The following is a 24,713-nucleotide window of genomic DNA, read 5'->3' as shown; positions in this document are numbered from 1 at the left end:
GCGGCTTTCAGCGGGCCGCCAGGACGCGGGCCAGGGCGTGCAGGGTCTCCGGCGGGGTGCCGGGCGGCGGGGAGACGCGCAGGACGGGCTCGCGGAGGTGCAGCGGCGCGCGGGCCACCGGCACGACGCCCACCAGCAGGGACGCCTCCCTCGCCCGGGCGGCGGCGCGCTCGGCCGTGTCGCCCGGCGGGGGCTTGAGCGTGACGAGCGCCGACGGTTCGCCGAGCGGCTCCGCCACCCGCCAACCGCCGGCCCCGTCGAGGAGCTCGCGCGCCGCCCGGCCCAGGCCGGCCAGGTGGGCGTGGACGGCGGGCGGGCCGAGGTCGAGGTGCTCGCGGGCCGCCACGCCGAGGCCCAGCCGGGCCGCGATCGCGCCTTCCGAGCCCTCGTAGCGCGCCGCCCCCGGCACCGGGACCGGCTCGCCGGCCGCCGCGAGGTCGTCGTCCGGCCCGCGCCAGAGGTGGCCGCTCAGCGTGGGCGCGGGGGCGTCCATGGCGAAGGCCGGGGCGTCCGTGCCGGGGGCCGGGGCGTCCGTGCCGGGGGCCGGGGCGTCCGTGCCGTCCGTGCCGAGGGGCGGGGCGTCCATGGCCGGGGCCGGGGCGCCGATGCCAGCGGTCAGGGCGGGCACGATCAGGAGGCCGACGCCCCGGGGGCCGGCCAGCCACTTGCGCGACGTGCCCACGTACGCGCTCGCCCCCGTGCCGCGTACCTCCACGTGGCCCAGCGACTGGCAGACGTCCAGCACGAACGGCACCCCCGCCGCCCGGCACAGCGCCCCGATCTCGCGCGCCGGCTGCACGACCCCGTGGTGGGAGCCGACGTGGGAGACCACGACCAGGTCCAGCCCCGCCGCCAGCCGGGCCCGCACCCCGTCGGGGTCGATCCGGGCCGCGCCGTCCACGGGCAGCTCGACCAGCCGCCAGCCGCGCCGGCCTGCCAGGCGGCGCAGGAGCATCAGCGTGCCGCCGTACTCGGTGCGGGCGCAGCCGACGCGGGCGCCCGGCCCGAGCCGCCACCCGCCCAGCAGCGCCGCCATCGCCGCCGTCCCGCTCTCCAGGAACGCCACGTCCTGCGGCGCGGCCCCGACCAGCGCGGCCGGGGCCGCGCGGGTGGCGGTGAGGTCGGGCACGGCGGCATAGCCGCCGCGCTCGCGCTCGCGCCGCAACTGGGCCGTGACGGCGTCGAGGACGCGGTCGCTGGGCACGTTGCAGCCGGCCGCGTCGAGGTGCCCGGGCGGCGACACGCCGCGCGCCGCCCGCCACACCTCGCCCACCCGGTCCCGCACGCTCATGACTCACCCGTCCGGTCGCGCACGGTCATGCCTCACCCACCCGGTCGCGCACGGTCATGCCTCGGCCAGCACCAGCGTGAAGTCCTCCGCCGGGTCGGTGTAGCGGTGGCGCACGGTGAAGCCCGCCGCCGTCAGCTCGTCACGCAGCCCCTCCGGCCGGAACTTGGCGCTGATCTCGGTGCGCATCTCCTCCCCCGCCGCGAACTCCACGGCCAGCCCGAGCCCGCCGACCCGCACCCGCATGGCCCGGCTCGCCCGCAGCCGCATCTCGATCCAGTCCTGCCGCTCGTCGTAGACGGCGACGTGCTCGAACGCCTCGGGCACGAAGTCCGCGTCCAGCTCGCGGTTGATCACGCGCAGCACGTTGCGGTTGAACTCGGCCGTCACCCCGGCCGCGTCGTCGTAGGCCGCGACCAGCCGCCCGGTCTCCTTCACCAGGTCGGCCCCCAGCAGGAACGTGTCGCCCGGCCGCAGCGTGGCCCGCAGCCGCTCCAGGAACGCCGCGCGGGCGGCCGGTTCGAGGTTGCCGATCGTGCCGCCGAGGAAGGCCACCATGCGCCGCCCGTCGCGGGGCAGCAGCGCCAGGTGCCGCTCGAAGTCGGCGCACACCCCCCGCACGGCCAGCCCCGGATAGCGCCCGGCCACCCGCCGCGCCGCGGCCTCCAGGGTGACCGCGTCGACGTCGACCGGGGTGTAGCCGCGCAGCGTGCCCGCCGCCGCCAGCGCGTCCAGCAGCAGCACGGTCTTCTCGCTGGTGCCCGACCCCAGCTCGACCAGCGTGTCCGCGCCGCAGGCCGCGGCCACGTCCGCGGCCCTGGCGCGCAGGATCGCCAGCTCGCGGCGGGTCGGGTAGTACTCGGGCAACCGGGTGATACGGGAGAACAACTCGCTGCCGGCGGCGTCGTAGAACCACTTGGGCGGCAGCTCTTTGGGATAGGCGGCCAGGCCGCTCTTGACGTCGTGTTCGAGGGCCTGGCGCAGGTAGTCGCGGTCAAGATGGTTGATCACACGCACGGTGGACTGGCTGACGGGCACGAGGCCTCCTGTAGTGGGTTTCACAACGGCTGGACGCGGACGTCGTCGCGGGTGACGGTGAGCAGGCTCCGGTCGGGCACGGCCTGCCAGCCGGGCAGGTCGTCGAGCGGCTCGCTGGCCACCAGCACGCCGTCGGGCAGCCGGTGGTGGAACAGGGTGTCGCCCCAGACGGTCGCCACGAGAGACGTGCCGTCGCAGGCGAGCAGGTTGAGGCGGGCGACGGGGTCCTTCTCCCCCGCCCGTACGACGACCTCGGCCAGCGCCTCGCCCAGCCCGGCCCCGGCGCGCCCGCGCAGGAAGACGGCGGCGGCCAGCCAGGCGGCGTCGCAGGTGCTCTCGGCGCCGTCGGCGAGGTCCTTGACCGCGTCGCGCTCGACCCGGCCGTTGTGGCTGAGCAGCCACCCCCGGTCGGCGAACGGCGCGGTGGCGCTCTCCTCGATCGGCATGCCCACGGTGGCCGAGCGCACGGCGGCCAGCAGGCACGTCGAACGGGCCACCGCGGCCAGGCCGGGCAGGTTGGCGTCGGTCCAGATGGGCACCGAACGCCGGTAGCGCACCGGCTCGGGACGGCCGGGGACGTACCAGCCCATGCCGTACCCGTCGGCGTTGACCAGGCCGGCCCGCTGGCGGCGGGGCGCGTACGACTGCTTGAGCAGCCCGTGCTCCGGGTCGTGGATGAGCGAGGCGAGCGGGCGCTCGGCGCCCAGCCAGGCGGCGTGCCTGCACATCAGGCCGGCTCCGACCGGGCGCAGCGGAAGCCGGTGAAGATCTGCCGCCGGATCGGGTAGTCCCAGTTGCGGAACGTCGTGCGCGCCGCCGCCGGATCGGCCGCCCACGACCCGCCGCGCAGCACCCGGTATTCCTCCCCGAAGAACACCTCGCTGTACTCCTTGTACGGAAAGCTCCGGAACCCCGGATAGCCCTGGAACCACGAGCCGGTCCACTCCCACACGTCCCCCACCATCTGCTCGGCCCCGTAGGCGGAGGCCCCCGCCGGGTAGGCGCCGAGCGGCGCGGGCCGGGCGGCGCGGTGACCGAGGTTGGCCAGCGAGGGGCCGGGGCTCGCCTCGCCCCACGGGTAGCGCCTGGCCCGTCGCGCCTCCGGATCCCAGCCGCACGCCTTCTCCCACTCGGCCTCGGTGGGCAGCCGCTTGCCGGCCCAGCGGGCGTAGGCGTCGGCTTCGTACCAGCTCACGTGCTGGACGGGCTCGTCCGGCGGGACCGGCTCGGTGCGGCCGAAGCGCAGGCGCCACCAGGAGTCGCCGTCGCGCGTCCAGAACAGCGGCGCGGTGACGCCGGTGCGCTGCCGCCACTGCCAGCCTTCCGGGGTCCACCAGCGCGGGTCGTCGTAGCCGCCGTCGGCCATGAACGCCTGGTAGGCGCCGTTGCCGACGGGGAGCCGGTCGATCCAGTAGCCGGGCACGTCCACCCAGGTGGCCGGGCGCTCGTTGTCGTAGGCCCAGGGCACGGTGTCGGTGCCCATGAGGAAGGGGCCGGCGGGGACGTACACCTCCTCGGGGCCTCCGGCGCGGCCCGCCGGCAGGTCGCCGTCGCGTACGAGGCCGGGCAGGCGGGAGAGCTGCAGCGTGGCGAGCATGGTCTCGTCGTGCTGGTGCTCGTGCTGGATCACCAGGCCGAACACGAAGCCGTCGCGGTGCAGCGGGGTGGGCCCCTCCAGGTCGATGGCGTCGAGCACGTCGAGGACGCGGCCGCGCACGCCCTCGATGTAGCGGCGGGCCTCGGCCGGGCGCAGGAACGGCAGGGCCGGGCGGTCTTTACGCGGGGTCTTGAACGCGTCGTAGATGTCGTCGATCTCCGGGCGCAGCGGCGTGATGCCCGCGGCGGCGCGCAGCACCCACAGCTCCTCGTAGTTGCCGACGTGCGCCAGGTCCCACACCAGGGGGGACATGAGGGGCGAGTGCTGGCGCACCAGCAGGTCGTCGTCCGCCTCGGTGTAGGCGAGCGAACGGTCGCGCACCGCGATCAGCTCGGCGGCGATGCGTTCCTTGAAGTCGTTCATACGCGTGCTCGTCCTCCGTCGTGAGGCCCGTCGTGAGGCCCGTCATGAGATCCGTCGTGGGGTCTGTGATCGAGTCCGGTGCCGAGGCCGGCACCCGGTCCGGGGTCGAGGCCGGTGCCGGTGCCGGCCGGCCGGGCGGGGGTGGGGTGGCGCGGGGCCGGGGGCAGCAGGTAGGCCGCCGGGGAGCGGCCGGTCGAGACGTGCCGGTCGGCGAACGCGGCCACCGCGCCGACCAGCTCGGGGCCCGCGCCCAGCCGGGGCAGCGCCTCCAGGGCGGCCCGGAAGCCCGCCTCGGCGGCCGTACGCAGCCGGGGATCGGCCAGCCCGCACCGCGCCGCCCGCTCCCACACCCCCCGGCACGCCTCCCGGTACCCGCCCCTGCCCGCCTCCCCGGACGCGCCGCGCCCCGCCGTCCGGGACGCGTCCCACCCCGCCTCCCAGGGCCCGCGCCGGCCCGCCGCCTCCCGAGACGGCAGCAGGGACGGCTCCAGGGCGGCCATGGCGGCGACGGCGGCGCGGTCGTCGGTGACGAGGGCGTGCGTGACGGCCGCGCACACCGGCCAGAGGTCCGGATGCTGCGCGTCCAGGTAGCGGATCTCCAGCCACCCCCGTGGCCGCACCGGCGGGAAGACGGTGGTGGCGTGGTAGGCGAGGTCCTCCAGGGTGGGCGTACGGGACGGACCGCCCCGCGTGGCGGCGCCGCGTTCGAGCCAGTCGCGGAAGGTCGAGCCGTCGCGGACGGGCCGGTAGTGGCCGGCGTGCTCGCGTACCAGCATGAGCCGGGCGTCCAGCAGGTACGCGGCCCAGTCGGCGGCGGGATCGCCCGTGACGGGCACGGGCATGGTCCTGGTCGGGTCGAGGCGGTCCCACACGGCCTGCCGGCCCGACATCCACCCGCACGGCCGGCCACCGCTCAGCGGCGAGTTGGCGAAGGCGGCCAGCAGCACCGGCCCGAACGCGTGCGCGCGCTCCCACCGCTCGGCGGGCCGCTCCCCCAGGTCCAGGTTGATCTGGACGGAGGCGGTCGAGCACATCATCAGCGCGCCGTACGGCACACCGAGGTATTCGGCCATCGCCGCGTAACGGGGCAGGTCGAGCTGGCGGCGGGCGGGCCGGACCGGATCGAGCCCCACCCCGGACAGCGACAGCCCGGCGGCGCGCAGCGAACCGCGCACCACGGCCACGTCGGCCGCCATCCGCGCCACCGCGTCGGGCAGCGGCCCCGCCGGCCCGGACAGCTCCACCTGCCCGCCGGGCTCGAACGTCACCCTGCTGCCTCCGGGCAGCTCGGCGGGCAGCAGCCGCCGGACCCGGTCCAGCGGCACCTGCCCGGCGGGGTCCGCACGATCCACGACCAGGAACTCCAGCTCCACACCCACCCGATCGGTGGCGGCCGGGACGTCCGTCCGGTCACCGGTGGCCGGGACGTCCGTCCGGTCGGCGGCGGGCTGGAAGCAGCGGCGGGCGAAAGCCGCGACCTCCGCGATGTCCCGCAACGGCGTGCTCTCGGCCGTAAGCCCGATCATCGTCTCCCCTTCGCCGGCTGCGCAGGCACGCGCGGTTGCGCGCGTGACTACAGACCCGGGAGGCGCGCGATCGTTACACCCGAATTTCCGTGTAACGGATGGGGGCCGGCGGGCACTAGGTCACATGGAGCGGGGATCACCGGGCTGCGACGAGGTGCTCGCGCTGCTCACCGACTATCTGGACGAGGCGCTCCCGGCCGACCGGCAGCCGGGCGTGGCGGCGCACCTGGACCGCTGCCCGCCGTGTTCCGCCGGGCTGGCGCGGCTCGTGGCGACGATCACGGCCCTGGCCGGGCTACGGGAGGCCGGCGCCCCCGCACCACTGCGCGCCCTCCTGCTGGAGCGCTTCGGCACGCGGGCCCGTACGGTCACCCCGCATGGGCGTCACGAACGACGGCACTCCTGAAAGACGGCCATGAACCGCAACGCCCGCGCCGAGACTCCCGGGCAGGAGCCGCACCCCCACGTCACCGAGGCTCCCGTCATGAGCGGCGGCGCTCGCGGAAGGCGGACATGAGGCGGTCGCGCACGTCGGCGGAGAGCTTCTCGGGGGGCTGGTCACCGAGGACGTTGATGGTGGCGCGGAACTGGTCGAAGTAGCGTTCGCACCCCTCGCAGCACGACAGGTGCGCGCGCACGCCCGCGCGGGAGGGCTGGTCGAGGGCGTCCTCGAGATAAGCGGTGAGAAGTTCCGCCAGTTCGTCGCAGGTGAACCGCTTCACGACGTTGACCGCCCTCGTCTCTGGAATGAACCGTTTCACTTATTGTCGCCGCTACCCGGCCCGATTGGGCCGCGAACTCATTCCGGCTGGGTGACGGACTCGTAGTAGGAGGCCAGCAGGCCGCGCACGGCGGTGCGGGCGCGGTGCAGCAGGACCCGCTGGTTGGCCGGGGAGATCTCCAGGATCTCGCAGACCTCGTCGGAGGTGCATCCCTCCACGTCGCGCAGGCTGATCACGACCCGCTGGCGCGGCGGCAGGCGGGCCAGCGCCTCGGCGATCAGCGCCCGCACCTCCCCCGCCAGCGCCTCGCCCTCGGGCGTCGGCCAGGCCGCGACCGGATCGGCGGGGCCGCCGGGCCCCTGCCCGGGCCCCCGGCCGCGCCCCCGGAACGAGCCCTGGCCGGGCTCCCCGTCCTGCTCGAACGTGCTCCACGGCAGCGTGCGGCTCTCCCGCACGCCCCGCTTCTTCGCGGTGTTGACCAGGATGCGGAACACCCACGTCTTGACCGAGGACCGCTGCTCGAAGGCGTCGATGCCGTCGATCACCGCCAGCCACGTGTCCTGGACGACCTCCTCGGCGGAGTGGTCGGTGGACACGTAGGACCTGGCGACCCGCAGCATGCCCCGGGACCAGGTGTCGAGCAGCGCCGCGAACATCGCCTCGTCGCCGGCGCGCAGGGCGCTGACGACGACGTCATCCGGGGGCAGCGCACCGCCCGCGAAAGACCCCACGATCGCTCCCCCTCCGGTCGAACGCCGCGTCATCACAACCTCGGGCCGGGGCCCGCGCCGCCCCCGGCTCGGGACGGCACGGCCCACGTTAATCTCCCCCACTGACGTTTCCCCGACTGCGTGCCGCCTAGCCGTGACATATGCGCATTGTGGAGATCTCGGTCCTGCCGGAACGGTCGGCTTCCGTGGCGGGCGGGGGGCAACACTGTGGCGCCCCCGCCCGCCGCCCACCACCCGCCACCCGGCGAGCGGTGTCGCTCGCCGGCCGGGTGGTGGCTAGCGCTCTCCGGCCGGTTCTCGTTCCGGGCCCTGGCGCGCGCCGTCCGGGACGACGGCGGCGCCGGAGGCGCCGGCCGGGGGAAGGGACTCGGCGCCGCCCGGGATGCGAGCGGGGCCGGGGACCTGCGCGGGGTCGGCGGTGACCCCGCGCAGGCGGTCGCGGCGGTTGGCGAGCAGGCTCGTGATCGTGACAGTGGTCAGGACCACGATGATCACCCCGAGCGAGGCCAGCGTCGGGATCTCCGGCACCCACGTCCAGATGCCGTGCCCCCAGTGCAGGATGAGCTTGACCCCGATGAAGGCCAGGATGACGCTCAGCCCGTGGTTGAGGTGGCGCAGCTTGGTCAGCACGCCCTGCAGCACGAAGTACAGCGCCCGCAGGCCGAGCAGGGCGAAGGCGTTGGTGGCGAACACCAGGAACGGGTCCTCGGTGACCCCGTACACGGCCGGCACCGAGTCCACCGCGAACACGATGTCCGTGGCCAGGATCGCCACCGCCGCCAGCGCCAGCGGGGTCAGCGCCCGCCGGCCCTTCTCGCGCACGACCAGCCGCGAGCCGCGGTAGTCGTCGGTGACCGGGATGAAGCGGCGGACCAGCCGGACCGTGCGCATGGAGGAGATGTCCACCTCCTGCTCGTGCCCGGAGAGCACGTCCTTGAGGATCTTCCCGGCGGTCACGATGAGGACCCCGCCGAACAGCAGGAACGCCCACGTGCCGCTCTGCAGCGCGGCGGCGCCCAGCCAGATGAAGATCGCGCGCAGGACGAGCGCCCCGACGATGCCGTACAGCAGCACCTGCCGGGCCAGCGCGGTGGGCACCGCGAAGGCCGCGAGCAGCAGCATGAACACGAACAGGTTGTCCACCGACAGCGACTTCTCCACCACGAACCCGGTGAGGAACTCGACCGCCGGCCCCGTCCCGTGGTCCACCCACAGGTAGACGCAGAAGAGCACGGGCAGCAGCAGGTAGAAGACCGACCAGCCGACCGCCTCGCGCATCCGCTCCTCGCGCTGACGGCGGGTCAGCATGAGGTCCAGCAACAGCAGCAGCAACAGAGCCGCCACCGTGATGCCCCAGAGAGTCGGAGATGCGATGGTACGCAAATCGACGGCATACGAAATTGTCCCCGCGGACATGGGATACCTCCCTCGAACGCCAGATCCGTTCGAGGTCTCCTTCACCCATGCGGGTGGTCGTCCGGGGACGCGCGGGACGTCCGTACTGACCGGGCCGACTCTTGCGAAGTACTCCCCTCGCGGGTTCAGAGTAGATCAAACGAGGACATCCCTCCACCCCGGGGGTACGAACCGGACCCGCCCTTGACGATCCAATTGAACGAATTTTTAAATTCGTTCATGGGACGCATCCCGGGAGTCACCGCCGCCGAGACGCGCGAGCGGCTGCTGCGCGCCGCCGCCGAGGCGTTCGCCGAGCGCGGCTACGACGGCACCCGCGTGGCCGACATCGCCGCGGCGGCGGGGGTGAGCAACGGTGCCCTGTACGCGCACTTCGGCTCCAAGGCCGACCTGCTCGTCTCGGCCCTGCGGGCGCACCGGAGGCTGCTGCTGTCCAGCCTGTTCTCGGCCGATCCCGACCGGTCGGCCACGGAGCTGCTGCTCGCGCTGGGCCGCGGCCTGACCCACACCGACGAGCTGCGCCGCCACCTCATCGTCGAGGCGCTGGTCGCCGCGCGCCGGGACGCGGACGTGGCGGGCGCGATGCGCGACTACCTGGGCGAGCGGATCGCCTGGCTGGCCGACGTCGTACGCTGCGGGCAGGCCGACGGCGAGCTCGACCCCGCGCTGTCCCCGGAGGCGGTGGGCACCTTCTGCCTCCTGCTGGGCATGGGCAGCACGCTCATCACCCCCGATCTGCACACCGTCGGCAACGACGAGTGGTCCGCGCTGCTCACCCGCGTGGTGACCGCCCTGGCCCCGCCCGCCGGCCCCACCACCGCGCCGACGGAGGCGACACCGTGAAACTGAGCATCGACCCCGGACGCTGCCAAGGGCACGGCCGCTGCCACACCCTCGCGCCCGAGCTGTTCGGCGAGGACGACGAGGGGTACGGGCAGGTGCTGGGCGACGGCCTGGTGCCGCCGGACGGGGAGCGGGCGGCGCGCCTGGCCGTGGCCAACTGCCCCGAGCGCGCGATCGACACAGGAGAGTAGCGCGAGGGTAACGCGGAAGAGCGGGCAGCGCGCCAGAGCGGAGAGCGGAGAGCGGAGAGCGGCGCGGGAGGGTGGAAATCGCCGTTCCCGTGGTGTTCGCTGGCGGTGCCCCGCCCGCCGGTGGCGGGGCGCCCCGGCAGAGGGAGAAGCCATGAGCGCCACGCCGCACCCCCTTGACCTGCTGACGCCCGGCGAGATCGCGGCCGCCCGCACCGTGCTGGCCGCCGCCGGGCTGGTCAAGGACACCACCCGCTTCGCCTACCTGGGACTGGCGGAGCCGGACAAGGACGCCCTGCTCGCGCACCAGCCCGGCGCCCCGGTCGACCGCAGGCTGCGCGTCCTGCTGTCCGACACGGGCGGCGCGGCCCCCCGCGACGTGATCGTCTCGGTCACCCGGGGGGCCGTCGACGCCGACCGCACGCTGGACCCCGCGACCGACGGCCAGCCGCCGGTGCTGGAGTCGGAGTTCGGGGTCGTCGAGGAGGTGCTCTCCACCGACGAGCGGTGGATCACCGCGCTCAAGAGCCGGGGCCTGGACGTCGCCCGGGTCAGGGTGGCGCCGCTGTCGGCCGGCGTGTACGCGGAGGAGTACCCCGGCGAGTCGGGCCGCCGCATCCTGCGCGGGCTGGCCTTCGTACAGGAGCACGAGAAGGACCACGCGTGGGCGCACCCGGTGGACGGCCTGGTCGCGTACGTGGACGTGCTCAACCGCACCGTGGACCAGGTGCTCGACTCGGGCCCCGTCCCCGTGCCGTCCGGATCGGGCAACTTCGACGACCCCGCCGTCACCGGCCCGGCGCGCACCACGCAGCGGCCGATCGAGATCACGCAGCCGGAGGGCCCCAGCTTCACGCTGGAGGGCAACCTGCTGCGGTGGGAGAACTGGTCGCTGCGCGTCGGGTTCGACGCCCGCGAGGGGCTGGTCCTGCACCAGCTCGCCTTCGCCGACCGGGACGCCGGCCGCGTGCGCCCGATCGTGCACCGCGCCTCGATCGCCGAGATGGTCGTGCCGTACGCCGACCCGTCCCCGGTGCGCTCCTGGCAGAACTACTTCGACGTGGGCGAGTACCTCCTCGGCCAGTACGCCAACAGCCTCGAACGGGGCTGCGACTGCGTCGGCGAGATCACCTACCTCGACGCCGTCATCGCCGACGAGCACGGCGCCGCCCGCACGCTGCCGAACGCGATCTGCCTGCACGAGGAGGACCACGGCGTCCTGTGGAAGCACTCGGACCTGTGGACGGGCTCCTCGGAGGTGCGCCGTCAGCGCCGCCTGGTGTTGTCGTTCTTCACCACGGTCGGCAACTACGACTACGGCTTCTTCTGGTACCTCTACCTCGACGGCGCCATCGGGTTCGAGGTCAAGGCCACCGGCGTGGTGTTCACCTCCGCCTACCCGGAGGGCGGGTCCGCGTACGCGACGGAGGTCGCGCCCGGCCTGGCCGCGCCCTACCACCAGCACCTGTTCTGCGCCCGGCTGGACATGGCGGTGGACGGGCCGGACAACCGGGTGGAGGAGGTGGAGGTGGCCAGGGTGCCGATGGGCCCGGGCAACCCGCGCGGCAACGCCTACACCTACCGCCGCACCCCGCTGACCAGGGAGAGCCAGGCCCAGCGCATGGCCGACCCGATCGCCGACCGCGTCTGGCACATCACGAACCCGGGCTCGCGCAACGCCCTGGGCCGCCCGGTCGCGTACGTCCTGCGTCCGGAGGGCCGGCCGGTGCTGCTGGCCGATCCGGGCTCCTCCATCGCCGCGCGGGCCGCGTTCGCCACCCGGCACCTGTGGGTGACCGCCTACGACCCGGACGAGCGCTACCCGGCGGGCGACCTGGTCAACCAGCACCCGGGCGGTGCGGGGCTGCCCGCCTTCGCCGCGGCCGACCGCGACCTGGACGGCCGTTCGCTGGTCGTGTGGCACGTCTTCGGGCTCACGCACGTGCCGCGGCCCGAGGACTGGCCGGTCATGCCGGTGGAGCACGCGGGCTTCACGCTCAAGCCCGCCGGCTTCTTCGACCGCAACCCGACCCTGGACGTCCCCGCCCACCACCTCCCCGCCCAGCACGGGCACGCCCAGCACGGGCACGCCGGCTGACCGGCCGCGCCGGCGGCAGAACCATGCGCGCCGGTCACACCGTTCTGGCGGGTGCGGCCGTGGAGGTGCGGGCCATCAGGTCGGGCTGGAAGATGACCTGGCGGTGCTCGTGGCCGTCGGGGTCGTTGGCCTCTTCGAGCAGGAGCTGGGCGGCGGTCTGGCCGAGCTGCTCGCGGGGCTGCCTGATCGACGACAGCGGCACCGCGGCCGCCGCGGCGAAGTCGATGTCGTCGTAGCCGAGGATGGCCAGGTCGGCGGGCACGCGCAGGCCGCGCAGCGTCATCTCCTGCAGCACCCCGATCGAGACCAGGTCGTTGGCGCAGAAGACGGCGGTGGGCCGCTCCTCCGGCGGCAGGTCGGCGATCCGCCTGCCGACCGTGCGGCCGGTGGCGACGGTGAGGTCGGGCAGCGCGATCACGGTCAGCGGGTCGTCGGGGCCGAGCACGCTCGCCAGGCCGTCGCGCCGCTCGCGCACCTGCCGGACGGTGAACGGGCCGCCGGCGAAGGCGATGCGGCGGTGGCCGCGCTCGCGCAGGTGCAGGCCGGCCAGCCGCCCGCCGAGCACGTCGTCCACGGCGACGGCGCAGCCGCTGCTGTGGATGGCGGAGCTGTCGAAGCGCACCACCGGGATGCCCCGGGAGACGAGCCGGCGCAGGCGCTCCTCCTCGCCGCTGTCGTTCACCGGCGTGATGAGCAGGCCCAGCGGGCGCTGCTCCTCGAACGTGTCCAGCAGGCTCGCCTCGCGGGCGGCGTCCTTGTTGCTGTTGAAGACCATCACGGTGACGTCGGCCTGCTGGGCGGCGGCCTCGACCCCGCGCAGCACGTCGATGAAGAACGGGTTGGCCAGGTCGAGCGCGACCACCCCGATGGTGCGGCTGCGCCCGGCGCGCAGCTGCCTGGCGGAGCCGTTGCGCACGTAGCCGAGCCGCTCGATCGCGTTCCGCACCCGGTGGAGGGTGTCGGGCGCCACCACCTCGGGGCGGTTGAGCACGTTGCTCACGGTGCCGACCGAGACCCCGGCGAGGCGGGCGACCTCTTTGATGCTCGACATCGTTCCTCGTGTCCCGTGAGCGGCGCGGCGCGCTGTGATCATAGCGCAGCGATCCCGTACGGTTCCGGAACGATTTGGTCACCCGATCGGTCACCGATAGTGATCTTGGGCGTCCCGGCTTGACCCCCGTGGTCATCCGTGCCTAGATCTGTAAGGTTCGCCCGCCCGACTCCCCCCGGAGGACATCCCTCATGGCATCGGCAGGAAAGAGCCGCAGATGCTGAACGACCCGGCCACGGAGCGGCGGGGGCGGGTGCTGCGGATCGTCGCGGTGCTCGCGGGCCTCCTCAGCCTGGCGCTGGCCGCCGTCCTCATGGGCCTGCCCGGCCCCTTCCGCACCCTCGACCCCGTCCCCGGTCACGCGCACGACGGGGAGCCCAGCAGGCGGCCCGTGGCCGCGCTCACCGCGCACCCGACGGCCTCGCCCCGCGCGACCGGCCCGTCCCCTTCCCTCGCGCCGCCGCCCCCGGCCGACCCGCCGCCTTCGACCGGCCTGACGGCCTCCGCCGACCCGCGGCCCGGCGGAGCCTCCGCGGCCAGCGCGCCGCCGGCCACGCCGCGCGCCACCCCCACGGCGGCCAGCGGCCGGAACGCCGTGCCGCCGTCCGGGAGCCGGGTCTCGCCGCGGCAGTCGCTGGTGATCCCCCCGGTCGCCCCCTCGCCCGCCAGGAAGCCGCGGCTGACCGTCCGGCGCGGCAGGATCGTGGTCCCGGCCCCGGCGCTCACCCTCGGCCCCGACCGGCTGCCGCCCGGCCTGACGGACGGGAACGCGGTCCCCGGCAGCGGGCCGGCCGGGAAGCCCGCCGCGGGCCGCGGCAGGTAGCCCCGCTCCCACGCGACGGCCCGCGGCAGGTAGCCCCGCTCCCTCGCGGCAACCCGTGGCGGGCCGCGGCGGGTGGCCCCGGCAGGCGGCGCGACCCGCTGAGGCGGTAGGGGGCGGCGCGGCGGGCACCGGTAGATTCGCTCTTCGGACCGGGCGTCACACCTGCCCGCCGATGCTGAAGGAGCCCCCGTGACCATTCCCCCTGTGCCTCCCGCTGTGACTCCGCCCGTGACTCCGCCCGTGACTCCGCCTGTGCCGCCCGCCGTGACCGGCGTCCATCCCGCGTGGCTGCCTCCCGAGGCGTTCCGCGCGGTCGGCTCGCGCCGCGTGCTCGTGCTCGGCGACGGCCCGCTGGCCGAGACCGTGCGGGCCGAGGTGGCGGACGCCTGCGCGCGGCACGGCGGCGCGGTGGCGGCCCCGGGCGAGGCGGCCGACCTCGTGCTGGCGCTGTCGTCCGGCGGCCCGCTGCCGCCCGCGGCGCAGGCGTTGCGCGGGCCCGAGGTGGGCGAGGAGGGCTTCGTGCTGGGCCGCCGTGACGGTGTCACGGCGGTGCTGGCCGACGCCCCGGCCGGCCTGTTGTACGGGTTCTTCGCGGTGGTGCGGCTCGGCGAGGAGGCGTTCGGCGACGGCCTGCCCGCCGGGACGCACCGGCCCGCGCTGGCCAGGCGCATGCTGGACCACTGGGACAACATCGAGGTGCACCCGGTGATGGGCCAGGTCGAGCGCGGCTACGCGGGCGGCTCGATCTTCTGGCGGGACGGCGTGCTGCGCGAGGACCTGACCCGGGTGCGCGCGTACGGCCGGCTGCTGGCCGCCTCCGGCGTCAACGCGGTCGCGATCAACAACGTGAACGTGCACGCCGCCGAGGCCCGCCTGCTGACCGACCGGCTCGGCGAGACCGCGGCGATCGCGGCGGAGCTGCGGCCGTACGGCATCCGGGTGCACCTGTCGGTCAACTTCGCCTCCCCCATCGCGCTCGGCGGCCTGGACAGCGCCGACCCGCTGGACGAGGGCGTGCGGGAGTGGTGGGCGCGCACGACGGAGCGGGTCTACGAGACCATCCCCGACTTCGGCGGCTACGTGGTCAAGGCCGACTCCGAGGGGCAGCCGGGGCCGTTCGCGTACGGGCGCAGCCACGCCGACGGCGCCAACATGCTGGCCGACGCGCTGGCCCCGCACGGCGGCGTGGTGTTCTGGCGCGCCTTCGTCTACGACCACCGTCAGGACTGGCGCGACCGCTCGACCGACCGCGCCCGCGCCGCCCACGACCACTTCGCGCCGCTCGACGGGCAGTTCAGGGACAACGCGATCCTCCAGGTCAAGTACGGCCCCATGGACTTCCAGACCCGCGAGCCGGTCTCCCCGGTGATCGCGGCCATGCCGGCCACCCGGCTGGCGGTGGAGCTGCAGGTGACGCAGGAGTACACCGGCCAGCAGCGGCACGTCTGCTACCTGGGCCCGCTGTGGAGCGAGGTGCTCGGGTTCCGCTTCTGGGGGCCGGACGGCCGCACGGTGGCCGACGTCGCCACCGGCGGCGGGCTGGTCGCGGTCTCCAACGTGGGCGACGACCCCTACTGGACCGGCCACCCCCTGGCCCAGGCCAACCTGTACGCCTTCGGCCGCCTGGCCTGGTCCCCCGGGCTCGACCCGGCCGCCGTGCTCGACGAGTGGATCGGCCTGACCTTCCCCGACGGGCCCGAGGAGGTGCGCGGCACGCTGCACGCGATGATGGACGACTCCTGGCGCACGTACGAGCGGTACACCGCGCCGCTGGGCGTCGGCTTCATGGTGCGCCCCGGCCACCACTACGGCCCCGACGTGGACGGCTACGAGTACACGCCGTGGGGCACCTACCACTTCGCCGACCGCGACGGCGTGGGCGTGGACCGCACCCGCGCCACGGGCACCGGCTACACCGGCCAGTACCCGGCGCCGTGGTCGGAGGTGTACGAGTCGCTGTCCGAGTGCCCCGACGAGCTGCTGCTCTTCTTCCACCACGTGCCGTACGAGCACGTGCTGCACAGCGGCACGACGGTCATCCAGCACATCTACGACACCCACTTCGCGGGCGCCGAGGAGGCGGCCGGCATCCGGCGGGCCTGGGAGAAGCTGGCCGGCTCGGTGGACCCGGCGCTGTACGCCCGGGTCCAGGAGCGGCTCGACGAGCAGGTGCGGTCGGCCGAGGAGTGGCGCGACCAGGTCAACACCTACTTCCTGCGCAAGTCGGGCGTGCCCGACGCGCACGGCCGCCGCATCTACTGACGGGTGAACCGCTGCTGGACCTCGGTGATCATGGCGCGGCTGTTCCACAGCAGGGTCGCCGCGAACGCCGAGGCCAGCAGCGCCAGCGCCGCCTCGGTGGCGGCCAGCGTGACGCCGGCCGCCACGATGAGCAGGCACGCGTTGGCCAGGGTGGCGGCGGGGAAGCGGCCCAGCGCGTACGCCGCCAGCTTGGCCACGTCGACCGCCCTGAACGCGAACAGCGAGGTGATGACCAGCGCGTTGACCACCCACAGCGTGCCGCCCGCCGCGAGGACGACGAGCAGCACCGCCCACCAGCCGGGCACGCCGGCCGCCGCGAAGTTGCTCAGGTTGGTCCCGACCAGGGCCAGCACGAGCAGCCAGGGCGCCCAGACCTTCAGGGCCGCGCCGAAGTTGAGCCGGTAGCCGCGCCAGAAGGCCGCCGCGGGGCGCAGCTCGGTCAGCTCGGTGCCGCGGTGGCGCAGGGCGTACAGGGCGGCGGAGAGCGCGGGTCCGGCGGGCAGCAGGCAGGCGGCCATCAGCGGCACGTTGGCGGCGTCCCGGTCGAGCAGGACCAACGCCACCAGGCCGGGCACGGCGGTGAGCAGGACCAGCAGCTCGACGATCAGCAGGGTGTAGACCAGCGCGGAGACCCGGGACAGCGGTCCGGTGCCGAACCGCCGCGTGCCCGCCGCCCCGCTCACCGCCGCCCCCGCACGACGCGGCCGCCCACGGCACGGCCCCTCACGGCACGGCCCCTCACCGGGCGGCCGTCTCTCGCGCGGCCACTCACCGGGCGGCCGTCTCTCGCGCGGCCACTCACCGGGCGGTCGTCCATCGCGTGCCCTCCTACAGGCCGAGGATCCGGCTGTCGTCCCACCACGGCGGGGTCTCGTCCGTCACCGGCGTCAGCTCGGCCAGCGTGACCTCGTGGCGGTCGAGCGTCAGGTCGAGCTCCACCACCCCGCCGGTGATCGGCAGGCTCCGGTGACGGCGGACCGGTTCCGCCGCTTCCCGGAGAATATCGAGCTGTTTGGGGTGTGGTGACCGGGGTCGCCCCATTTCGCACCAGGCCGCCCACGCGTTGCCCATCTCCTCGCTCACCGACGAGCGCAGCAGGAAGGCGGCCTGCCCCGGCATCGGGACGGACAAGCGCACGGTGTGCCCGGAGATCGCGGGACCGCCGGTGACGTCCACGGGCGCCCAGGCCAGCACGGTGACCCGGCCGGCGGCGTCCCTGGTCACCAGGTGGTCCTCGCCCCTGGCCAGGAGCTGGTCGCCCATCCGGGCCATGAACGCGTACAGGTGGTAGGTCGGCTTCTTGATCTGCCGGTGGGTCAGCAGGCCGAAGCCGCCGTGGAAGATCGAGGTCGGGATGCCGACCTCCTCGAACATGTCGCTGAACGTCCAGTACGAGAAGGAGTCCACCAGCTCGCCGCCCTCGGCCAGGACGGGCGCCAGATAGGCGGCGTTGAAGGCCGTGTCGTGGATCGGGTTGTCGGGGCGGTAGGAGGAGTTGAACTCGGTGATGTGCACCGGCAGGCCCTCCAGCGGGCCGCCCTCGACCTGGCGGCGCGTGGTGGCGAACTGCTCCAGCAGGCCGGCGGCCGGCCCCATCGTCTGGTGCACCCCGAACGGCACGTGCTGGGCCGGGCCGGAGGTGTAGGCGTGGCGGCTGAGGAAGTCCACCGGCACATCGCGGGAGGTGACGAAGTCGGCGAAACGCGGCATCCACTCGTCGGAGCCGGGCGAGATGGCCGGGCCGCCGACCTGGAGCGAGGCGTCCACGTCCTTGATCGTGCGGGCGGTGACCTCGTACAGGCGGTGGTAGGCGGCCTCGTCGGCGTCCTGCCAGAACTCCTTGAGGTTGGGCTCGTTCCACACCTCGATCGGCCAGCGGCGCACCCGGTCGAGGCCGTAGCGGTCGATCAGGTGGACGAGCGTGGCCCTGACCAGCTCGGCCCACTCCCGGTGGGAGCTGGGCGGGGTGACGTTGCCGCGCCACCAGAAGACGGTCCGGTCGCCGGAGGCCAGCCCCGAGGGCATGAAGCCCAGCTCCAGGAAGGGCTCGACGCCCAGCTCCAGGTAGGCGTCGATGACCTGGTCCACGTAGGTGAACGAGTGACGGACGCGCCGCTCGCCCTCGTACTCGTAGGGGCGGTGCACCCCGACGCCGTCGCTGAACAGGCCGTGGCCCCTGATGTGCCGGAAGCCGATCTCCCGCTGGACCAGCGCCAGCGAGTCCTGGTAGTCGCGCCGCAGCGCGAGGTCGAAGCGCCCGGTGCCGACGCAGAAGCGCCAGGCGCCGGACAGCCGCCCGGAGGGCTCGCCGGGGACGAGGTGTCGCATGGGTCAGTCCTTGAAAAGTAGGCGGCGTGAGCAGGCGGCGTGAGCAGGCGGCGTGAGCAGGCGGCCGGGCGCCCCCGGGCAGGAGGGGGCGGCCCGGCCGGGTGGGGAGATCAGCCGCCGTGAGCCTTCTTGAACCGCTCGTGGGCGCCGTTCACCAGGTTCACGTACTGGGTGGAGTTCTTGGACTCCAGCTCCTTGACGTAGGCGTCCCACTCGCCGAGGTCGCGCTCGCCCAGGATGAACTTGAGCGTGTTCTGGGTGACGTGGTCCTTGAGCGGCGTCTCCCAGAGCGAGACCTGGTCGCGCTCCTCCTCGCTGAGCGGGGCGGCCGGCTCGACGGGCCACTGCTTCCTGGCGTTCATCACATTCTGGAACTCCATCTCCTCGTCCGAGAACGTGGACTGGAGCAGCTTGGTGGGGCCGCCGTAGGCGAAGACGCCGTTGCCGAAGCCGAAGTCCTTCTGCAGGTGCTTGGGCGCGCCGGGGTTGAGCCCGACGTAGTCGACGTCGTCGGCCAGCTTGTACTTGTCACCCTCCTTGGTGTACGTCGTGCCCTCGACGCCCCACTTGGCGAACTCCAGGCCGGCGTCGGAGTACCACAGCCAGTCGATGAACTGCATCATGGCGACGAAGTTCTTGTTCTCCGTGGCCTTCTTGGAGATCATGATGCCGTTCTCCAGGCGGCTGGCGACCTTGACCTCGCCCGCCGGGCCGATCGGCACCGGGATCTTGACGATCTTGGCGTCCTTGTTGTTCTCGGTCAGCGGGCCCCGGTAGTCGTTGATCAGGGTCTGCGCGTTGGTGCTGATCACGAAGGACTTGCCGGAGATGAACTTCTGCTTGGCGGCCTCGTCCTGCTGGGTGAAGCTCTCGGGGTCGAGCAGCTTCTCCTTGACCAGCTTGTTGAGGTATTCCAGTGCCTGCTTGTACTGCGGCATCGCGCCGGTGTAGGCGAACTTGCCCTGCGCGGCGTCCCACGTCGCGTGCTGGTACTCCCAGCCGCCCTTGGTGCCGTACGCCTGCGCGATGAGCTTGATCAGGTTACCGCCGGGGGTCGGCACGCCCCACCGGTCGGTCATCGGGTAGAGGTCCGGGTACTCGGCCTTCATGGCCTTGAGCATGTTGTAGAAGTCGTCGAGGGTCTTGGGGACCTCGATCTTGAGCTTCTCCAGGATGTCGGTGCGCACCGCGAAGGAGTAGTCGGCCCAGGCGGCCTCGTGCAGGCCGGGCAGCAGGTAGATCTTGCCGTCGGACTGCATGATCGAGTTCAGCTCGGGCTGGAGCTGCCACTTGGCGACCTTGTCCTGGAAGTTCGGCATCAGGTTGAAGTAGTCGCTGACCGGCAGGATCGCGCCGGAGGCGACGAACGCCTCCTCCTGCGGGTGGTAGGTCTTCGGAATGATCAGCGGGGCGTCGCCGGAGGCGATGAGCAGGCTGCGCTTCTTCTCGTAGTCGCTCAGCGGCACCTCGACCGGCTTGAGCGTGACGTTGGTGCGCTTGGTCAGCTCCTGCCAGAACAGCCAGTCGGCCTTGTTCGGGTAGAACGAGTGGTTGTTGTAGAGCACGTCGAACGAGAGCGGCTCGGTGGCCTTGAACTGCTGGCCGACGCCGTAGCCGGCCATCGAGCCCGCCTTGTTGGCCGCGTCCGTCGCCTTGGCCGGGGTCTCGCTGTCGCTGCCGCAGGCGGTCAGGGCGAGGGAGGCGAAGGCGCCGAGGCCGAGGATCGCCTGACGCCGCGAAATCTCGCGCATGGGGGGAATTCCTTTCTGGGGGTTGAGAGGCGCCGGGAGGGTCAGCCCTTGACCGCGCCGAGCATGACGCCGGAGACGAAGTAGCGCTGGACGAACGGGTAGATGACCAGGATCGGCAGGACGGTGAGCACGATCGTCACCGCCTGGATGTTGGCCCCCGCCTGCGTCACTTCCGCGGCCGCCGCCCCGAAGGAGTCGGCGCCGGTGGCTCCGGCGATGAGGTTGCGCAGATAGACCGTCACGGGGAACAGGTCCGACTCGTTCATGTAGAGGAACGCGGCGAACCACGAGTTCCAGAACGAGACCGCGTAGAACAGGATCATCGTCGCGATGACCGCCTTCGACAGCGGCAGCACGATCTTCCACAGGATGCCGTAGGTGTTCAGGCCGTCGATCGCGGCGGCCTCCTCCAGGTCCTGCGGCAGGCTCTCGAAGAACGCCTTCATGACCAGCAGGTTGAAGACGCTGATCGCGTTGGGCAGGACGATCGCCCAGATCGAGTTCTTCAGGCCCAGGCCGCTGATCAGCACGTAGTTCGGGATCAGGCCGCCGGAGAAGAACATGGTGAAGACCGCGACGCCGACCAGGAACTTGCGGCCCTTGAGGTGCTTCTTGGACAGCACGTACGCGTAACACGTCGTCATCACCATCGCGATGACGGTCGCGACGACCGTGTAGACCACCGTGTTGCGGTAGTTCGTCCAGAACATCGGGTCCGACGCCACGATCTTGTACGTCGTGAGGTTGAACCCCTTGGGAATGAGGTTCACCTCGCCCGCGCTGATGGCGGCCTGGGAGCTGAACGAGCGGGCCAGGATGTTGACGAACGGATAGAGCGTCACCACCACGACCAGGGTCAGGATGACCCCGTTGAACCACTGGAAGACGCGGTAGCCCCGGGTCATGTCGTGCGTTGTCACCACAGGCTCGTCCCAACTGTGCGACGGGAGATCACATTGGCCGAGAGGATCAGGACCAGGCCGACCAGCGCCTCGAACAGGCCGATCGCCGCGGCGTAGCTGAAGTTGCTGGCCTCCAGGCCCATCCGGTACAGGTACGTCGAGATCACGTCGGCGGTCGGATACGTCAGCGGGTTGTAGAGCAGGAAGACCTTCTCGAAGCCGACCGCCATGAACGTGCCGATGTTGAGGATCAGCAGCGTCACCGCCGTCGGCCGGATGCCCGGCAGTGTCACGTGCCAGATCTGCCGCCACCGGGAGGCGCCGTCCATCCTGGCGGCCTCGTAGAGCTGGTCGTCGATGGTGGTCAGGGCGGCCAGGTAGAGGATGGTGCCCCAGCCGACGGTCTGCCAGACCTCCGAGCCGACGTAGATCGTCCGGAACCAGTCCGGGTCCTGCATGAACGAGATCTTCTCGCTGCCGATGTAGCTCAGGAACGAGTTGATCGGCCCGTCGATGGCCGTGATCTGCATGACGAGACCGGCCACGATCACGATCGACAGGAAGTGCGGCAGATACGACACCGACTGCAGGAACCGCTTCAGCGTGCGCCGGCGGACCTCGTTGAGCAGCAGGGCCAGCACGATCGGCAGCGGGAAGCAGAAGATCAGGGTCAGCGCGCCGAGGATCAGCGTGTTGCTGAACACGTTCCAGAACGTCGGGTCGTTCAGGAACATCTTCACGTAGCGCAGGCCCACCCACTCTTCGCCGAAGATGTTGCCGCCCGGCTCGAACTTCCTGAAGGCGATGATGTTGCCCAGCATGGGGGCGTACCGGAAGATCAGGAAGAACAGCAGCGGCAGCACCGCCAGCGAGTAGAGCTGCCAGTCGCGGCGCAGCGCGCGCCCCCAGGAGCTGCCGCCCTTGCGGCGGTGGCCCTTCGCCGCCGGCTCGGCGGCCTCGGGCTCCGGCGTCGTGCCGACGCTCAGCGTTTCGGATGTGCTCATCCTCGGCCCTCCGGTGGGTTGCGGTCGATGTGCGCCGGCGCCGTGAGCTGCCGCCGGTGGCCGACCTCGCGCTCGGCGCCGGTCAGGCGCAGCGGCAGCACCGCCGCGGCCCGCGCGCACGAGGGGCCGAGCCGCAGCTCGACGTCGCCCGGCTCGACGACGCGCCGGCCGTGCGCGCCGGTGAACGACGTGACGTCCGCCGGGACGGTGAAGGCCACCCGCGCGGACTCGCCCGCCTCCAGCGGCACGCGGGCGTAGCCGATCAGGCGCACCTCGGGCCTGGTCGTCTGCGCCACCGGGTCGTGCAGGTAGAGCTGGACGACCTCCGCGCCCGCGCGCGTGCCGGTGTTGCGCACGGTGACCTCCACGGCCACCTCGCCGTCCACCGCCCACTCGGTCACGCCGTCGCGGACGCGCGCCTGGCTCCACTCGAACGTGGTGTAGCTCAGGCCGTGCCCGAACGGGTAGGCGGGCGTCGGGTCCACCGACGACACCTCGCTGCGGCGGCCCAGCGGCGGGGCCAGGTAGGTGGCGGGCAGGCCGCCCGCGTCGCGCGGCACGCTGACCGGCAGCCGGCCGGACGGGTTCACCGCGCCGGTCAGCACCTCGGCCAGCGCCTGGCCGCCGCGCTGGCCAGGGAAGAAGCCGAACACGACGGCCTTGGCCGCGTCCACCTCGGGGCCGATCGCGTACGGGCGGCCGGCGAGCAGCACCAGCACCACCGGGGTGCCGGTCGCCAGCACGGCCCGCACCAGCTCGGCCTGCACGCCGGGCAGGCGCAGGTCGGTGGCGTCGCAGCCCTCGCCGGAGGTGCCGCGCCCGAACAGGCCCGCGCGGTCGCCGACGGCGAGCACGCACACGTCGCTGCCGGCGGCCAGGGCGGCGGCCTCGGCGATGCCGGAGGTGTCGGCGCCGGTGATGTCGCAGCCCTTGGCGTAGGCCAGGTCCGGCACCAGGCCGGCGAGCGCCTCGCGCAGCGACGGCAGCTCCATGCCGAGCCCGTGCTCGGGATGCGGGCCGACGTGCGCGGGGAAGGTGTAGCAGCCCAGCATCGCCATCGGGTCGTCGGCGACCGGACCGACGAGCGCGATCCGCCGCCCCGGGGCCAGCGGCAGCACGCCGTCCTCGTTGCGCAGCAGCACGATCGCCTGGCGAGCCAGGCGCAGGGAGACCTCCCGGCTCTCCTCGTCGTCGAGCCTGACCTCCTCGGCCGGGCCGGGCAGCGGCTGCCAGTCCGCGTCGAGCAGGCCCTGCTCGGCCTTCTGCGTCAGCACGCGGCGCAGCGCGCGGTCGATCAGCGCCTCGTCCACCGCTCCCGACTTGACCGCCTCGACCAGCGGCGCGCCGAACGTGTCCACCGTGGGCAGCTCGACGTCGATGCCGGCCTTCAGCGCGATCCCGGCCGCCTCCCCGCCGTCGGCGGCGACCTTGTGCAGCCGCTCCAGGAACCGGATGGCGAAGTAGTCGGCGACGACCGTGCCCTCGAAGCCCCACTCGTCACGCAGCAGGCCGGTCAGCAGGCTCTCGTCGGCCGCCACGGGCACGCCGTCGATCTCGGCGTAGGAGTGCATGACCGAGCGGGCGCCGCCCAGGCGCAGGGCGATCTCGAACGGCGGCAGCACGACGTCCGCCAGCTCCCGCCGCCCCATCGGGACGGGGGCCAGGTTGCGGCCGCCCCGGGAGGCGGAGTAGCCGGCGAAGTGCTTGAGCGTGGCGACGATCCCGGCGCCCTCCAGGCCGCGCACGTACGCGGCGCCGAGGGTGCCGACCAGGTACGGGTCCTCGCCGATCGTCTCCTCCGTGCGCCCCCAGCGGTAATCCCTGGTCACGTCCACCACCGGGGCCAGGCCCTGGTGGATGCCCGCGGCCCGCATGGAGCGGCCGATCCGTCCGGCCATCTCCTCCACCAGGTCGGGGTCGAAGGAGGCGCCCCAGCTCAGCGGCGTCGGGTACACCGTCGCCCGCCAGGCCGCGAAGCCCGTCAGGCACTCCTCGTGCACCTGCGCCGGGATGCCGAACCGGCTGGCCCGGACGATCTCGGCCTGGGAGGCGGCCAGCGAGCGCGCCCCGGCGACCGGATCGACCGGCGCGGTGCCGAACGGGCGCGTGAGCTGGCCCAGGCCCAGCCGGATGGCCTCGCCCCACTCGGGGCCCGCGCCCATGTCGGTCTGGTGGGGGGCGACGCCGCCCCCGGACGCGTCCGCGCCGACCCACACGCCGACGAGCTGGGCGATCTTCTCCTCAAGGGTCATGAGCGGGATGAGCGCGTCGGCCCGCTCGGCGGGCGACAGCCGTGCGTCCCGCCACAGCTCGCTCTCGCCGGACGCCGAGCGTGTGTCGATTGGTTCCTGGCCCCTCATGCCATCCCTTCGGCCATGACGGCGCCGCCCGCGGCGAGAGCGGGGGGTGTTACGCGGGAGTGACGCCGAAACTTTCAAGCAGATCTGTTTAATATTGCGGCAACATAAGGGGCCCGTTGTGGCCTGTCAAGAGTGGCAACAACCTGCTATGTTGCAGATCCTCCCGACGGCCGGTCCGCGCAAGCCGGCGGCTGGTCGAGGCTCGGGCGGGCGTTAAGTTGCCCGAAAGTTTCGGAAACTCGAGAGCGGGGCGCCGGATGACGAACACCGCACCTCGGTGGTCCGCACCGGCCCCGGCCGTCCCGTCACGACACGAGGGCCGCGTCCGGTCACGGCACGCAGGCCATCTCCCGTGACCTGCG

Annotated in this window: 21 protein-coding genes; 6 read left to right on the top strand and 15 right to left on the bottom strand. The window is 73.2% G+C overall.

Features of this window, described 5'->3' with window-relative positions; genetic code table 11:
- Nucleotides 1–7: 7 nt before the first annotated feature.
- Genes IO39_RS08855 through IO39_RS52355 form a run of 5 tightly spaced genes read right to left on the bottom strand, consistent with a single transcriptional unit; the run spans nucleotide 8 to nucleotide 5,872 of the window.
- Complete coding sequence (locus IO39_RS08855) at nucleotides 8–1,291, bottom strand: aminotransferase class V-fold PLP-dependent enzyme (RefSeq protein ID WP_043618905.1); 1,284 nt, start codon at nucleotides 1,289–1,291, stop codon at nucleotides 8–10.
- Nucleotides 1,292–1,345: 54 nt separating this feature from the next.
- Entirely contained in the window at nucleotides 1,346–2,326 is a 981-nt protein-coding gene (gene egtD, locus IO39_RS08850) for an L-histidine N(alpha)-methyltransferase (RefSeq protein WP_052422617.1), read from the bottom strand.
- A gap of 20 nt (nucleotides 2,327–2,346) precedes the next feature.
- The gene (gene egtC / locus IO39_RS08845; RefSeq protein ID WP_043618901.1) at nucleotides 2,347–3,054 is read right to left on the bottom strand and encodes an ergothioneine biosynthesis protein EgtC; all 708 of its coding nucleotides are present in this window, start codon (nucleotides 3,052–3,054) and stop codon (nucleotides 2,347–2,349) included.
- Nucleotides 3,054–4,346: an ergothioneine biosynthesis protein EgtB gene (egtB, locus tag IO39_RS08840; RefSeq protein ID WP_043618898.1), complete on the bottom strand. Its 1,293-nt coding sequence runs from the start codon at nucleotides 4,344–4,346 to the stop codon at nucleotides 3,054–3,056. The genes egtC and egtB overlap by 1 nt, the downstream gene beginning before the upstream one ends.
- Nucleotides 4,343–5,872 carry a glutamate-cysteine ligase family protein gene (locus IO39_RS52355; protein WP_084772523.1) on the bottom strand — a complete coding sequence of 510 codons (1,530 nt, stop codon included), beginning with the start codon at nucleotides 5,870–5,872 and terminating at the stop codon, nucleotides 4,343–4,345. Before IO39_RS52355 ends, egtB begins: the two co-directional genes overlap by 4 nt.
- Before the next feature lie 124 nt (nucleotides 5,873–5,996).
- On the opposite strand from IO39_RS52355, the gene IO39_RS55975 reads away from it, so the two are divergent.
- Nucleotides 5,997–6,278, top strand: coding sequence for an anti-sigma factor family protein (locus IO39_RS55975; RefSeq protein WP_043618896.1), 282 nt, complete (start codon nucleotides 5,997–5,999; stop codon nucleotides 6,276–6,278).
- 76 nt (nucleotides 6,279–6,354) lie between these two features.
- Here IO39_RS55975 and IO39_RS08825 read toward each other — a convergent pair whose 3' ends face one another.
- The 3 genes from IO39_RS08825 to IO39_RS08815 form a co-directional block, all read right to left on the bottom strand.
- On the bottom strand, nucleotides 6,355–6,594 hold the full coding sequence (locus IO39_RS08825; RefSeq protein ID WP_043618894.1) for an anti-sigma factor family protein: 240 nt from the start codon (nucleotides 6,592–6,594) through the stop codon (nucleotides 6,355–6,357).
- A 77-nt stretch (nucleotides 6,595–6,671) separates the two neighbouring features.
- Nucleotides 6,672–7,325, bottom strand: coding sequence for an RNA polymerase sigma factor (locus tag IO39_RS08820; RefSeq protein ID WP_043618892.1), 654 nt, complete (start codon nucleotides 7,323–7,325; stop codon nucleotides 6,672–6,674).
- Nucleotides 7,326–7,601: 276 nt separating this feature from the next.
- Nucleotides 7,602–8,741, bottom strand: a complete 1,140-nt coding sequence (locus tag IO39_RS08815) for a TerC/Alx family metal homeostasis membrane protein (RefSeq protein ID WP_084772518.1) — start codon at nucleotides 8,739–8,741, stop codon at nucleotides 7,602–7,604.
- Nucleotides 8,742–8,960: 219 nt separating this feature from the next.
- Between IO39_RS08815 and IO39_RS08810 the strand changes: the two genes are divergently transcribed.
- The 3 genes from IO39_RS08810 (at nucleotide 8,961) to IO39_RS08800 (ending at nucleotide 11,870) form a co-directional block, all read left to right on the top strand.
- Nucleotides 8,961–9,584 (top strand): TetR/AcrR family transcriptional regulator, encoded by a 624-nt coding sequence (locus IO39_RS08810; protein ID WP_043618889.1) that lies wholly within the window; start codon nucleotides 8,961–8,963, stop codon nucleotides 9,582–9,584.
- Nucleotides 9,581–9,775, top strand: a complete 195-nt coding sequence (locus tag IO39_RS08805; protein ID WP_043618886.1) for a ferredoxin — start codon at nucleotides 9,581–9,583, stop codon at nucleotides 9,773–9,775. The genes IO39_RS08810 and IO39_RS08805 overlap by 4 nt, the downstream gene beginning before the upstream one ends.
- 151 nt (nucleotides 9,776–9,926) lie before the next feature.
- Complete coding sequence (locus IO39_RS08800) at nucleotides 9,927–11,870, top strand: primary-amine oxidase (RefSeq protein WP_043618883.1); 1,944 nt, start codon at nucleotides 9,927–9,929, stop codon at nucleotides 11,868–11,870.
- A 34-nt stretch (nucleotides 11,871–11,904) separates the two neighbouring features.
- Here IO39_RS08800 and IO39_RS08795 read toward each other — a convergent pair whose 3' ends face one another.
- Nucleotides 11,905–12,921, bottom strand: coding sequence for a LacI family DNA-binding transcriptional regulator (locus IO39_RS08795; RefSeq protein WP_043618881.1), 1,017 nt, complete (start codon nucleotides 12,919–12,921; stop codon nucleotides 11,905–11,907).
- 217 nt (nucleotides 12,922–13,138) lie between these two features.
- Here IO39_RS08795 and IO39_RS08790 point away from each other — a divergent pair, with 217 nt between their 5' ends.
- Nucleotides 13,139–13,744, top strand: coding sequence for a hypothetical protein (locus IO39_RS08790; RefSeq protein ID WP_043618878.1), 606 nt, complete (start codon nucleotides 13,139–13,141; stop codon nucleotides 13,742–13,744).
- Nucleotides 13,745–13,984: 240 nt separating this feature from the next.
- Nucleotides 13,985–16,006 carry an alpha-glucuronidase gene (locus tag IO39_RS08785; RefSeq protein WP_245641870.1) on the top strand — a complete coding sequence of 674 codons (2,022 nt, stop codon included), beginning with the start codon at nucleotides 13,985–13,987 and terminating at the stop codon, nucleotides 16,004–16,006.
- On the opposite strand, the gene IO39_RS08780 is transcribed toward IO39_RS08785, so the two are convergent.
- The 6 genes from IO39_RS08780 to IO39_RS08755 all read right to left on the bottom strand — a co-directional run bounded on the left by IO39_RS08780 (nucleotide 16,000) and on the right by IO39_RS08755 (nucleotide 24,351).
- On the bottom strand, nucleotides 16,000–16,689 hold the full coding sequence (locus IO39_RS08780; protein WP_043618873.1) for a DUF624 domain-containing protein: 690 nt from the start codon (nucleotides 16,687–16,689) through the stop codon (nucleotides 16,000–16,002). The genes IO39_RS08785 and IO39_RS08780 overlap by 7 nt on opposite strands.
- A 145-nt stretch (nucleotides 16,690–16,834) precedes the next feature.
- A complete protein-coding gene (locus IO39_RS08775; RefSeq protein WP_043618870.1) occupies nucleotides 16,835–18,334 on the bottom strand; it encodes a GH39 family glycosyl hydrolase in 1,500 nt (499 codons plus the stop codon).
- Nucleotides 18,335–18,444: 110 nt separating this feature from the next.
- Nucleotides 18,445–20,085 carry an ABC transporter substrate-binding protein gene (locus tag IO39_RS08770; protein WP_043618868.1) on the bottom strand — a complete coding sequence of 547 codons (1,641 nt, stop codon included), beginning with the start codon at nucleotides 20,083–20,085 and terminating at the stop codon, nucleotides 18,445–18,447.
- Nucleotides 20,086–20,126: 41 nt separating this feature from the next.
- Nucleotides 20,127–21,005 carry a carbohydrate ABC transporter permease gene (locus IO39_RS08765; protein ID WP_211266941.1) on the bottom strand — a complete coding sequence of 293 codons (879 nt, stop codon included), beginning with the start codon at nucleotides 21,003–21,005 and terminating at the stop codon, nucleotides 20,127–20,129.
- Complete coding sequence (locus IO39_RS08760; RefSeq protein ID WP_043618864.1) at nucleotides 21,002–21,991, bottom strand: ABC transporter permease; 990 nt, start codon at nucleotides 21,989–21,991, stop codon at nucleotides 21,002–21,004. The genes IO39_RS08765 and IO39_RS08760 overlap by 4 nt, the downstream gene beginning before the upstream one ends.
- Nucleotides 21,988–24,351: a beta-xylosidase/alpha-l-arabinosidase gene (locus tag IO39_RS08755; RefSeq protein ID WP_043618862.1), complete on the bottom strand. Its 2,364-nt coding sequence runs from the start codon at nucleotides 24,349–24,351 to the stop codon at nucleotides 21,988–21,990. The genes IO39_RS08760 and IO39_RS08755 overlap by 4 nt, the downstream gene beginning before the upstream one ends.
- Between the last annotated feature and the right edge of the window lie 362 nt (nucleotides 24,352–24,713).

This window comes from Nonomuraea candida (assembly GCF_000725485.1).
Classification (GTDB): Bacteria; Actinomycetota; Actinomycetes; order Streptosporangiales; family Streptosporangiaceae; genus Nonomuraea; species Nonomuraea candida.
The sequence above is the reverse complement of the archived record's forward strand: the minus strand, read 5'-3'. Positions and strand labels throughout refer to the sequence as shown.

Excerpts from the sequence above, each read along its gene's own strand:
- IO39_RS08790 (WP_043618878.1), top strand. The coding sequence starts at position 13,139 with ATGCTGAACGACCCGGCCACGGAGCGGCGGGGGCGGGTGCTGCGGATC.
- IO39_RS08755 (WP_043618862.1), bottom strand. The coding sequence starts at position 24,351 with ATGAGGGGCCAGGAACCAATCGACACACGCTCGGCGTCCGGCGAGAGC.
- egtB (WP_043618898.1), bottom strand. The coding sequence starts at position 4,346 with ATGAACGACTTCAAGGAACGCATCGCCGCCGAGCTGATCGCGGTGCGC.
- IO39_RS55975 (WP_043618896.1), top strand. The coding sequence starts at position 5,997 with ATGGAGCGGGGATCACCGGGCTGCGACGAGGTGCTCGCGCTGCTCACC.
- IO39_RS08760 (WP_043618864.1), bottom strand. The coding sequence starts at position 21,991 with ATGAGCACATCCGAAACGCTGAGCGTCGGCACGACGCCGGAGCCCGAG.
- IO39_RS52355 (WP_084772523.1), bottom strand. The coding sequence starts at position 5,872 with ATGATCGGGCTTACGGCCGAGAGCACGCCGTTGCGGGACATCGCGGAG.
- IO39_RS08770 (WP_043618868.1), bottom strand. The coding sequence starts at position 20,085 with ATGCGCGAGATTTCGCGGCGTCAGGCGATCCTCGGCCTCGGCGCCTTC.
- egtC (WP_043618901.1), bottom strand. The coding sequence starts at position 3,054 with ATGTGCAGGCACGCCGCCTGGCTGGGCGCCGAGCGCCCGCTCGCCTCG.
- IO39_RS08815 (WP_084772518.1), bottom strand. The coding sequence starts at position 8,741 with ATGTCCGCGGGGACAATTTCGTATGCCGTCGATTTGCGTACCATCGCA.
- IO39_RS08810 (WP_043618889.1), top strand. The coding sequence starts at position 8,961 with ATGGGACGCATCCCGGGAGTCACCGCCGCCGAGACGCGCGAGCGGCTG.
- IO39_RS08795 (WP_043618881.1), bottom strand. The coding sequence starts at position 12,921 with ATGTCGAGCATCAAAGAGGTCGCCCGCCTCGCCGGGGTCTCGGTCGGC.
- IO39_RS08800 (WP_043618883.1), top strand. The coding sequence starts at position 9,927 with ATGAGCGCCACGCCGCACCCCCTTGACCTGCTGACGCCCGGCGAGATC.
- IO39_RS08855 (WP_043618905.1), bottom strand. The coding sequence starts at position 1,291 with ATGAGCGTGCGGGACCGGGTGGGCGAGGTGTGGCGGGCGGCGCGCGGC.
- IO39_RS08775 (WP_043618870.1), bottom strand. The coding sequence starts at position 18,334 with ATGCGACACCTCGTCCCCGGCGAGCCCTCCGGGCGGCTGTCCGGCGCC.